The following is a 10,047-nucleotide window of genomic DNA, read 5'->3' as shown; positions in this document are numbered from 1 at the left end:
CGCCTGGGGGGCGAAATGGAATCGAGAGCGGAAATTGAAAGCGTTTTTCGAGCTGCTCGGCTTCGTCGTTGAGCGGTTGACCGGCAGGCGAAGAAAAGGCACGCGCCGGCTGCCCCATGACTCGCGGCGCGCGCGAATCGTCGGCGTTCTGGCAGCGGCCGGAGTAGCCGGGGCGCTGGCCATTTACGGGCTGTCCCAGCTCGGGGGCCAAGCGCCGTCGTCTCAGACGCCGGTGGTGGCGGCCCCCACGGACGAGGTGACGACGCCCGAGGCGTCGGGCGCGCCGGTGAAAACGATCCGGCCGGTGCCGCCGCCTGCGGCGCCGACGACAGGCCGCTCGACCGCGGAGGCGACCGTCGCCCCGACGCCCACGCATACCGAAGTGGAGTCGCCGGTGTCTCGCGTTGTGCGAAGGGGGGCGTCCTGCTCTCCGGCAGGCGCGGTGGGCTACACCAGTGAGGGGAGGCGAGTGACGTGTCAGGGACCGGGACGGGTGCGATGGCGCTAGAGTCGATCAGACCGGCCACTGACCGATCGTGATCTTGCAGTTGTTCGCCTTATCCATGAGACGCCATTGCTCATGACTTCATCCCCGTTCATTTCAATAGTACCCAGACGATCTTTCCGTTTTCGGGGCTAGGGTGCGGGCCATGGAGTGCCGCATCCCGAGGAGACCGGGTTCGCGCATCTTCTGGCTCTGCTCTTTCCGGTGACGCCTGGAACCGATGCCATCACTCGTGTGTTCGGTGCGTTCTTCGACGGCCAGAGCGTGCTCGGTACCGAAGTGCACAACCAGATGTACATCCCCCAATTCCATGGGTCCGTGGTAGAGGTACTCCACGCCGCTGGTTCACCTGTCCGATGCGCGGCACTGACCGCGGACTGGTTCGAACGCATCCTGCGGGACGAGGCCGGCAACTGGCCACTCTGACGACGCTTCCCATCCCGGACGCCCGCGCCCACACGATGCGGGACCTGGGCAGGGGCGCACGCTGACCGATCAGGCGTGCCGGCTGAGGGTGCGGTGGGCGGCCGGCCCGCGGATCGTCTCGGCCGCCACGATCGCGTGGCCGCGGGCGTTGAGGTGCAGCAGATCGCTGGAGAGGATGCCGGGGTCGCCGCCGGCGGGGTGGTCGGTGAGCCGGAGGTGCGGGGCGCCGTGTCGTGCGGCCACTTCCTGCGTGATCTCTGCCTGCCGGCGGATCCCCGAACTCAGCGCCGGGGCGTACTTCGCCGGAATGCTTCCGGACCGTGTGACGTCGAGGAGCCCGAGCGTGAGCACGTCCGACCCGGCCCCGCGAAGTGCGCGGATCATCGAGTCGAGTTCCCACAGAACCGCTGGTCTCGGTCATCTCACAGATGTCGGTGATCGTCGGTACGGTTCGGCGACGGATTGAAGGAGGCGGACATGGGTGCTTGGGATTGCGGGCCGTTCGACAACGATGACGCGCTTGACCTGTTGGGTGAGCTGGCGGACCGGCCGCGGGAGGAAGCGGCGGCCGGTCTTTGGACGGTGATGGCGGAGATTGTCGATGCCGACGGCTATGCGGAATGTCCGGAGATGAGTGGGGCTCTGGCCGTCGCCTGCTTGGTCGCAGCGCGGATCGACGACTCCGTGCTCACCAATGTCAACGGCCGGGAGTACCTGAACCAGCTGAGCTTCGAAGTCGACGACGAGCTCTGTCTGCTGGCCGAACGCGTGTTCACCCGAGCCTTCGAGCCAGCGGACAACGAGTGGTACGCCTTGTGGGCGGAAGCTGATGGCCTGGCCAGGGTGGAGGCCACGCATGGCCCCTACCGCGCCGTCCTGTCCAGTCACCTTCGCCCCGGAGACAATGCGAAGCTGTTCTGACCGAGGCCCTGAAGCAGCTTCGCGTCCCTGAGCCCGGCGGGAGCGGTACAGCCGTGCTGACGGTGGGGGACTGGCGGGCGCCTCGTTCCAGGAACGACCCGGACGCGCCGTCGGCCGCTAGTGATCTCCCTAGCTTCCTCTGGTGTCCCGTCGGGGGTCACCGTGACGCCGCGGCGGTCGCCGGTGTTCGGGCGGCCTCCGATTCGGCGGGGGTTGCGGTGGCCGTTCCCGCGCGGTGACGGAGACCGAACGCGATGACGAGGGCGCCGAGGACGACCGCGGCGACCGGCACGATCAGGGCGGTGCGGAAGGCGCTCAGCTCCGCGTCTGCGGATCGGCCGGTTCCGAGGACGGCGACGTTGACGGCGGTCGCCACCGAGAGGCCGAGTGCCGCGCCGAACTGGAACGCCGTGTTCAGCAGGCCACCGGCCAGGCCCTGCTCGGCCTCCGCGATGCCGTCCGTGGCGGCGATGGTGAGCGGCCCGTAGACCAGGGCGAACGAGAGTCCCAGGATGATCATGGTCGGGAACATGGCCGCGTAGGTCCAGTCGAGACCGACCGGCAGGAACAGGGCGTAGGCGAGGACCGCCAGCAGGAGCCCTCCGAAGATCACCCGGACGTTGCCGAACCGGGCGACCAGCCGCGGCGTGAGCGTCGGGGCCAGCACCGCGTCGACGCCGATGGCCAGCAGGGCGAGACCTGTCTGGATCGTCGACCACCCGCGCAGTTCCTGCAGGTACAGGGTGATGAGGAACTGGAACCCGAAGAACGAGCCGGCGAACAGCATCGCGCCGAGGTCGGCGCGCACGAGTGGTCCCGAGCGCAGGATGCCGAGGCGTACGAGCGGTGCGGTGGAGCGCCGCTCGACCACGGTGAAGATCCCCAGGAGGGCGAGCCCGGCGGCGAAGGCGGCGGCCGTCCAGCCCCACCCTCTGTCAGGGTGTTCCAGCCTGACCACCCCGTAGACCAGGAGCAGCATCGCGCCGGTCACGCTGATCGCTCCTGCCAGGTCGAAGCCCGGGGCGCGGCGTTCCCGGGTGCCGGTGTCGCGGATGAGGGGGACGGCGGCGAGCAGCAGCACGATCGACAGGATGACCGGGGCGAAGAACACCAAACGCCAGTCGATCGCGGTCAGCAGGCCGCCGACGACCAGGCCGAGCGAGAAGCCGGCCGACGCCGTTCCCGCGTAGATCAGGACGGCCCTGTTGCGCTGGGGGCCCTCGGCGAAGCCGGTCGTGATGAGGGACAGGCCAGCCGGGGTCATGAACGCGGCCGAGACCCCCGTCGCGAACCGTGCGACGAGGAGCATCCACCCCTCGGTGGCGAAACCACCGAGGCCGGAGAAGAGCAGGAACACCGTGAGCCAGGTCAGGAACATCCGTCGCCGGCCGAAGACATCGGCGGCCCTCCCGCCCAGCAGCATGAATCCGCCGTAGCCGAGCACGTAGGCGCTGACCACGCCGCTCAGCATGCCGGTGGACAGGCCCAGGTCGGCCCGGATCGACGGCAGCGCCACGTTGAGCATGGCGACGTCGATTCCTTCCAGGAATATCGCGCCGCACAGGACGAACAGCACGCCCCAGGCGCGCGCGCTCATGGGCCCGGTATCGGCGGGGAGCGGCGGAGATTGCGGCGTCGACACGAGTCGGCTCCTTTGGATTCGGAGAGAGGGGAGAACCGGGCGGCCCGTCACTGTTCCCAAGAGGCCTGCCAGTTCTCCCTTGTAAGTAGCCACATCCTCCGGCACCATGAATGACCATGGAAGACGGCACTTTCGAGTTCCCGAGTAACTGCGCGGATACCGTCGACTACGACGCCCGTCAGTGGGATACCAGGGAGGACTGCGAAGTCCGCCAGATCCTCGACCGCATCGCGGACAAGTGGTCGCTGCTGGCCATTGCCCTCCTCGACCGGCGCACCATGCGCTTCACCGAGCTGAGCCGTGAGATCGACGGAATCAGCCAGCGCATGCTCACCAAGACGCTGCGCCATCTGGAGCGTGACGGCCTCGTACGCCGCACAGTGCACCCGGTCGTTCCCCCACGGGTCGACTACGAGCTCACGCCCCTCGGCGTGACGTTGCACGCCACGATCCAGTCGCTCGTCACCTGGACCGAGCAACACCAGGCCGAGATCGCCGCCGCCCGCTCCGGCTACGACTCACGTGCCGACGCCATGCAGGATCTCGACGGCGTCGTACGCTGACCTGCGTCCGGCCGACCGCGTTGTGCGTTTGGCCCGGCGCCGCCAGGGTCCTCGTGCGGGTATCGGGCAGGACCCGGGGGGCTGCGGACCGGCGGTACGAGAGCCCCCGACCCGCTCGGTATGGCGACCGCCATCCTGGGCCGCGGTACGGGCCGGTGGCCTCGTGTTCATGCCGCGACGGTCTCCTTCGGGGAATCGCTCGGTGCCGGGGCGACCTGTGGCCGGAGCGTGAGCCAGAGCCCCGCGATCCCGGCGAGCAGCACGACGACGGCGGAGAACACGTACACGTGCACGAAGTCGTCGATCGTCGCCGGTGTACGGGTGGGCAGGATCGCCGCCAGCGTCGCCACACCGAGGGCGCCGCCGAGCTGCCGGGCCGTCGTGTTGAGCCCGGTGGCGCCGGCGAACCGTTGCGGAGCCACCGACAGCGCCGCGGCACTGGCCGTACCGGTGCTGAGGGCGCCTATGCCGAGCCCGAGCAGTGCTCCGGCGGGCAACCAGAAGGTGAGGAAGCTCGGCTCCTCGGACAGGACGAGCAGCGTCCAGACCGTGGCGGCCGTCATGATCACTGATCCGCCGACGACGGCGGGCCGCGGGCCATAGCGCGGTGTCAGCCGGGACACCGCGACGGCGGCGACGGCGGCGGTCAGCGCGCCCGGTGTCATCGCCAGGCCCGCCTGGAGCTCGGAGTAGTGCCAGGCCTTGGTGAGGAACAGTACTCCGATCAGCAGGGTGGGAAGGAGCGCGGCACCGAACATGAGGGACGCGACGTTGGCGACGGCGAACGTGCGATTGCGCCACAGCGACGTCTCCACGGCGGGTGTCGGGTGGCGGGTGGAGCGCCAGAGTGCGAGGCCGACGGCCACGGCACCGCCCGCGAGTGCCGACACCGTACGGATGTCGCCCCACTGCCAGGTCTGGCCCTGGGTCACGCCGAGGGTGAGAGCGCCGATGCCGCCGCCGAGCAGGGCGGTGCCGAACAGATCGGGCAGCCGGCCTCCCACGGATCCCGAACCCGGGACGACGCGCGCGAAGTAGACCAGCGCGAGACCGATCGGCACGTTGATGTAGAAGAGTGAACGCCAGTGCAGCGAGTCGACCAGCACGCCGCCCACGCTGGGGCCGACCGCGGCGGCGAGGGCGCCGGCCGCGCTCCAGAGCCCGATGGCACGGGCGCGGCGATCGGCCGGTGTGTCGTGCAGCAGGATCGCCAGGGACGCGGGGATCATCGCGGCGGCGCCGGCGCCCTGCAGGCCCCGTGCGGCGAGCAGCACCGGCAGGTTCGGAGCGAGCGCGCAGAGCAGGGACATCGCGGTGAAGAGCCCGACGCCGACCCGGAAGAGCGTACGCCGGCCGACCACGTCGGCCAGCCGACCCGCGGGAGCGAGCAGGGCCGCGAACAACACCGCGTACAGCGTGATGATCCAGGTCAGATGCTGCACGGACGCCGAGGGGAAGTCCTCGTGCAGGTCGGGGATCGCCAGGTTGGTGACCGTGGCGTCGAGCATGGCGAGGAAGGCCGCTCCGGACGCGAGGAGCGGAATCGCGGCCCGTGGGCGTGCCACCGGAGGTGGTGTGGAGGACATACAGGCTCCCTAGGAAAAATGAACGAACGATCGTACGATTACTTATGGCGCCACACACTGTCAAGGCCGGTGCTTCCGACGTAGACGGCGATCGACGCACGAATGGTCGTATGGTTTGTCGACGGTCGGTTCGATGCCGAGGAGCGGTGACACGATGATCGAGACCCGAACGGACGGCCGGATCCTGCGGGGTGAACAGACCCGCAAGGCGATCCTGCGCCGAGCCGTGGACATCGCCTCGGCCGAAGGGCTGGAAGGCCTGTCGATCGGCCGGCTGTCCACGGAACTGCAGATCAGCAAGAGCGGGGTGTTCACCCACTTCGGCTCCAAGGAAGAGCTTCAGCTGGCCACCGTCCGCGCGGCGGTCGAGATCTTCGTTGACAGCGTGGTGAAGCCCGCGCACGCCAATCCGGCGGGGGTGCGGCGGGTCTGGGGGACCTTCGAGGCCTGGCTGGACTACGAGCGGCAGCCGGTCTTCGCCGGTGGCTGTTTCTTCTACACCGTCGGCGCCGAGTTCGATGCCCGTCCCGGGCGGGTGAAGGATGCCGTCGCGCACGCCCTCGCCGACTGGCTGAAGCTGTACGAGCGGAACATCGCCGAGGCCATCCGGATGGGCGAGATCGTCGAAGGCACTGACGCGCGCCGGTTGGCGTTCGAGCTCGACGCCTTCGCCACCCGCGCGGCGAGCATGGCGCACTTGCACGACGACCCGAGCGCCTATGCACTGGGCCGCGCCGCCGCGCTCTCCCGGTTGCGCGGCGTGGTGGCCGACCCGTCCCTGCTGCCGTCCGCCTGAGGAAGATTGGATGCGATACCCCCACACCCGGCGGAACCGGACTGTTCTGGCATCGGCCACGCTGGCCGTCATCTCGCTGTTCGGCACGCTGTTCGGCGCGCGCTGGGAGACCGAGCTCAACGAGTGGAGCCCGGACAACGATCGCGACACGACCATGCCCGCGCTCATCGGGCGGGACCTCGCCAAGCTCACCACCGGTGACGCACTGGCCGAGCCGGACAGGGCGCGGCTGATCGGCTGGCTGCGCGCGAACACCACCGGCGACCGCCGCATCCGGGCCGGCCTGCCCAAGGACTGGACCGTCGGCGACAAGACCGGTACCCCGGGCGCGTACGGCGGCGCGCACGACATCGCGATCGCCTGGCCGCCCTCCGGCGCGTCACTGATCATGGCGATCTACACCGACCGCCGCGCCCTCGACGCCGCCTCCGACGACTCCGCGGTCGCGGACACCGCGACCATCCTGGCGCGTGGCATGGGCGAGATGAGTTGACCCTGGGTCTCGCGCCCGCCCCGTCGCGGGACGCCGACGGTGACCGGCAGGTGATCGGGGCGATCGTCGGCGTGCAACTCGCCGCCTCGCTCGGCTTCTACGCGGTGATGGCGCACGTCGTGGCGCACATGCGCGAGGACCTCGGCCTGCTCGCCGCGACGATCGGCCTGGTACTCGGCGTGCGCATGGTCGTGCAGTACGCGCTGTTCCTGCCGGTGGGCGCGGTCACCGACCTGCTCGGCGCGACGCGGATGGGAGCGCTGGCCTGCGTTCTGCGGGCGGGCGGCTTCGCGTTGCTGGGAACGGCGGGCGGGGTCATCGGCCTGCTCAGTGCGGCGGTGCTGCTGGGCGTGGGCGGCGCGCTGTTCCACCCTGCCGCGCAGTCGCTGCTGGCCGGGGTGGCACCGGCGCGGCGCGCCCGCGGGTTCGCCGCGTACGTGATGACCGGCCAGATCGCGGCGGTCGCCGGGCCGCCCGCCGGGCTGGTCCTGCTGTCCGGCGGGCTCGCGTCGGCGGTCGCGTTCGGCCTGCCGGGCGGGTTCGGGCTCCTGGCGGCTGCGGCGGCGGCCGCGTGGACGGTCGCGGCCGTCCTGTTCGTCATGCTGCACCGCCAGCGCCGCGACCTGCCCAGCCCGGCCGGGGCACGGGAGGTCGCCGGCGGTGTGACAGCGGTGCTTCGGGACCGGGCGTTCCTCCGGTTCGCCGTGGCCTGCGCTCCCAGCCTGCTGCTCGCCGACGCGACGGTGACGGTCATCCCCCTCACGGGGTTCGGCCCCGCAGCGTCGACGATGTTCTTCTGCCTGTCGGCGACCGCCGCCGCCTCGATTCAGCCGTGGTGTGCGGCCGGTGACCGGGCTCGGCGCCCGTGGGCGCTCCGCACCGGACTGCTGTGCGCCGGCGCTGGATACGTGCTGCTCGTCCCTCTGGGCGGTGGACGGCTGACCTGCCTGCTCATCGCCGCCACGCTCAACGGACTGGCGAAGGGCGTGGTGCAACCGTCGATCTTCCAGACCACCGTCCGGTACGCCCCGCCCGCGCGGATCGGGGCGTACCTGGGAGTGGCCGCCTTCCTGTCCGGGATGGTCGCCTTCGCCGGAGGCCTCGCAGTGGGGCGGCTCTTCGACGCCGGAGACGCAGGCGCGACGACGGCCCTCGTCGGCCTCGTCCTCCTCGGCGCGCTCTCGGCCGCCGCCTGCGGCCGGTCCAGCCGATCTGGACAATTGTCGATGCTCAGTGAATCCGTAACCTCGCGTTGAGTGATGAACCACCATGTACGCCATGGGAGAGTTCATCGACCAAGACGGGAGCGCCGGCGGGACCTGGGGGACGGTTCTGACCGACGCGTAAGCGGGGTCTCAATGAGTGAGCTTTAGCCCGATCACGCCTCCAACGATCATGGCCAGGAACAAGATCTTTAGCGCAGACACCGGTTCCTGACCGGTGGCCATCGCGTATATGACGGTGAGTGCCGCACCAATGCCCACCCATACCGCGTACGAGGTACCAAGGGGCAGCTCGCGCATCGCATAGCCCAGACCTGCCATGCTCGCGGCCAAGGCCGAGAAGAAGAGCGCGGACGGGCCAGGTCGGCTGAGACCTTCGGACTTCCCCAAGGCGGTGGCCCACACCGCTTCCAGCACACCCGAGAGCACGAGGACGAACCACGACATCACGGCCTCCTGTGGGCCGTCTTGTCGCACACCGGGTACGGCACCCCTCGTCCGGGAGCCACCTTCTTCGGGCTCCGTTCCAAGGTCTCACACCCGATACCGGGGGACGAACTCGCCCATCGCCCCATGCGACCTCGGTCCAGGCCTTTCCAGGACGGGCATCACCGCACCAAACGAATCGCAGGGCAGGGCCTAATCGCGCGCTGTCTCGCCAATCAAGCCCGCCAGGCCCTGCAGGATCAGCCGTAGCCCGAACTCGTAGGCGTGCTCCGCGCTGTACGCACTCTGGTGCGCCTCGCCCGCAGCGCTTCCCACCCGGGTCGCGACGGGGTAGCGCTCGGGGTCGAAGACCCGGGCGAGCAGCGGCTCGTTCGCCGCCCACCACTGCTCGTCGGACATCGCGCTGTCGCGCTCGGCCGCGGCCGCGTCGTGCGCCTTGCGGGCGGTCGACTGCACGAAGTCGAGCAGATGCGTCAGTGCCGCGTCCTGTTCGACGTCATCGAGGCCGAGCCCTTCGAAGGCCCGCAGTTCGTGCTCGTACTTCGCCACGAGCCCCGGCCCGAGCGGCGGCCGGGTCACCGTCAGCGCGGCCGTCCAGGGGTGCCGATCGGCGAGTTCCCGGTTCTCGCGGGCGACCGCCGCCACCCTCTCCCGCCACGGCTCGCCGGCATGGTCGGCGCGTTCCATCCGCAGGTAGACGGTGTCGAGCATGAGGTCGAGCAGTTCCGCCTTGCCCGGCACGTACGTGTAGAGCGTCATCGGCGTGACGCCCAGCCGCTGGGCGACCCGCCGCATGGTGACGGCGTCCAGTCCCTCGGCGTCGGCGAGTTCGATGGCGGCGTGGACGACCGCGTCGACGCTCAGCCCTTGCTTGGGGCCGCGCCCCTTGCCACCGCCGCGGCCCGGTTCCCGCCAGAGCAGCTCGAGCGTGCGGGACGGGTCGCCCGTGCCGATTCGATCCTTCGCCATGAAGCCCATCCTCTCGCGACGAACTTCTTTGTACGTCGTATAGAGTACGTTGTACAGAGTTTGAGCCCGCTGAGCAGTGGAGCCACCATGAAGATCACCTCAACCGCCGTCTCGCTGACCGTCGACGACGTCGCCGCGTCGGCGGGCTTCCTCGCCGAACATTTCGGCTTCCGGGAGGCCGCCGCGGCGGACGGCTTCGCCTCGCTCGTCCGCGACGACGCTCCGAACGTCATCTACCTGAAGCGCGGCATAGAGGTACTCCCCGAGGGCTTCCGCGACCAGCGCGTGTCGGGCATCATCGTGGCGTTCACGGTCGAAAATCTGTTCGCCGAGTACGAGCGGCTGCGCGCGGAGGGCGTCGCCATCACCATGGAGTTGCGCGAGGAACCGTGGGGCGAGCGCCTGTTCCAGGTGACCGACCCCAGCGGCGTCGTCATCCAGCTCGTCGACTGGGTCACCCCCGCCGGCCAGTGAAC

14 protein-coding genes and 1 riboswitch are annotated in these 10,047 nt (G+C 69.8%); of the genes, 7 read left to right on the top strand and 7 right to left on the bottom strand.

The genetic code is table 11. The annotated features are described in order from the left end of the window. Both HKK72_RS39980 and HKK72_RS20390 read right to left on the bottom strand, forming a co-directional pair. A partial coding sequence (locus tag HKK72_RS39980) for a hypothetical protein (protein ID WP_222720921.1) occupies positions 1 to 211 on the bottom strand: 211 nt, incomplete at its 3' end. A gap of 11 nt (positions 212 to 222) precedes the next feature. Next, on the bottom strand, positions 223 to 372 hold the full coding sequence (locus HKK72_RS20390; protein WP_187235993.1) for a hypothetical protein: 150 nt from the start codon (positions 370 to 372) through the stop codon (positions 223 to 225). A 283-nt stretch (positions 373 to 655) separates the two neighbouring features. On the opposite strand from HKK72_RS20390, the gene HKK72_RS20385 reads away from it, so the two are divergent. Beyond that, positions 656 to 931 carry a hypothetical protein gene (locus tag HKK72_RS20385; RefSeq protein ID WP_187235992.1) on the top strand — a complete coding sequence of 92 codons (276 nt, stop codon included), beginning with the start codon at positions 656 to 658 and terminating at the stop codon, positions 929 to 931. A gap of 69 nt (positions 932 to 1,000) precedes the next feature. Here HKK72_RS20385 and HKK72_RS20380 read toward each other — a convergent pair whose 3' ends face one another. After that, positions 1,001 to 1,315, bottom strand: coding sequence for a hypothetical protein (locus HKK72_RS20380; protein WP_187235991.1), 315 nt, complete (start codon positions 1,313 to 1,315; stop codon positions 1,001 to 1,003). Between the two features lie 93 nt (positions 1,316 to 1,408). Between HKK72_RS20380 and HKK72_RS20375 the strand changes: the two genes are divergently transcribed. Further along, entirely contained in the window at positions 1,409 to 1,852 is a 444-nt protein-coding gene (locus HKK72_RS20375) for a DUF4259 domain-containing protein (protein WP_187235990.1), read from the top strand. A gap of 157 nt (positions 1,853 to 2,009) precedes the next feature. Here HKK72_RS20375 and HKK72_RS20370 read toward each other — a convergent pair whose 3' ends face one another. Continuing rightward, positions 2,010 to 3,494 (bottom strand): MFS transporter, encoded by a 1,485-nt coding sequence (locus tag HKK72_RS20370; RefSeq protein WP_315987350.1) that lies wholly within the window; start codon positions 3,492 to 3,494, stop codon positions 2,010 to 2,012. Between the two features lie 116 nt (positions 3,495 to 3,610). Between HKK72_RS20370 and HKK72_RS20365 the strand changes: the two genes are divergently transcribed. Continuing rightward, positions 3,611 to 4,057 (top strand): winged helix-turn-helix transcriptional regulator, encoded by a 447-nt coding sequence (locus tag HKK72_RS20365; protein WP_187235989.1) that lies wholly within the window; start codon positions 3,611 to 3,613, stop codon positions 4,055 to 4,057. Positions 4,058 to 4,224: 167 nt separating this feature from the next. On the opposite strand, the gene HKK72_RS20360 is transcribed toward HKK72_RS20365, so the two are convergent. After that, a complete protein-coding gene (locus HKK72_RS20360) occupies positions 4,225 to 5,643 on the bottom strand; it encodes an MFS transporter (RefSeq protein ID WP_187235988.1) in 1,419 nt (472 codons plus the stop codon). Positions 5,644 to 5,797: 154 nt separating this feature from the next. Between HKK72_RS20360 and HKK72_RS20355 the strand changes: the two genes are divergently transcribed. Genes HKK72_RS20355 through HKK72_RS20345 form a run of 3 tightly spaced genes read left to right on the top strand, consistent with a single transcriptional unit; the run spans position 5,798 to position 8,188 of the window. Then, entirely contained in the window at positions 5,798 to 6,439 is a 642-nt protein-coding gene (locus HKK72_RS20355) for a TetR/AcrR family transcriptional regulator (RefSeq protein WP_187235987.1), read from the top strand. Between the two features lie 10 nt (positions 6,440 to 6,449). Next, complete coding sequence (locus tag HKK72_RS20350) at positions 6,450 to 6,932, top strand: serine hydrolase (RefSeq protein ID WP_261987000.1); 483 nt, start codon at positions 6,450 to 6,452, stop codon at positions 6,930 to 6,932. Further along, on the top strand, positions 6,929 to 8,188 hold the full coding sequence (locus tag HKK72_RS20345; RefSeq protein ID WP_187235985.1) for an MFS transporter: 1,260 nt from the start codon (positions 6,929 to 6,931) through the stop codon (positions 8,186 to 8,188). Before HKK72_RS20350 ends, HKK72_RS20345 begins: the two co-directional genes overlap by 4 nt. Before the next feature lie 99 nt (positions 8,189 to 8,287). On the opposite strand, the gene HKK72_RS20340 is transcribed toward HKK72_RS20345, so the two are convergent. Next, complete coding sequence (locus HKK72_RS20340; RefSeq protein WP_187235984.1) at positions 8,288 to 8,602, bottom strand: DMT family transporter; 315 nt, start codon at positions 8,600 to 8,602, stop codon at positions 8,288 to 8,290. A 10-nt stretch (positions 8,603 to 8,612) separates the two neighbouring features. Continuing rightward, positions 8,613 to 8,680: riboswitch (guanidine-III (ykkC-III) riboswitch) on the bottom strand. A 114-nt stretch (positions 8,681 to 8,794) separates the two neighbouring features. Next, complete coding sequence (locus HKK72_RS20335) at positions 8,795 to 9,571, bottom strand: TetR/AcrR family transcriptional regulator (RefSeq protein WP_187235983.1); 777 nt, start codon at positions 9,569 to 9,571, stop codon at positions 8,795 to 8,797. Between the two features lie 87 nt (positions 9,572 to 9,658). On the opposite strand from HKK72_RS20335, the gene HKK72_RS20330 reads away from it, so the two are divergent. Then, entirely contained in the window at positions 9,659 to 10,045 is a 387-nt protein-coding gene (locus HKK72_RS20330; RefSeq protein WP_187235982.1) for a VOC family protein, read from the top strand. Positions 10,046 to 10,047: the final 2 nt, after the last annotated feature.

The sequence above is a fragment of the Actinomadura sp. HBU206391 genome (assembly GCF_014323665.1).
Classification (GTDB): Bacteria; Actinomycetota; Actinomycetes; order Streptosporangiales; family Streptosporangiaceae; genus Actinomadura_C.
This window is presented reverse-complemented; position numbering and strand designations above follow the sequence as displayed.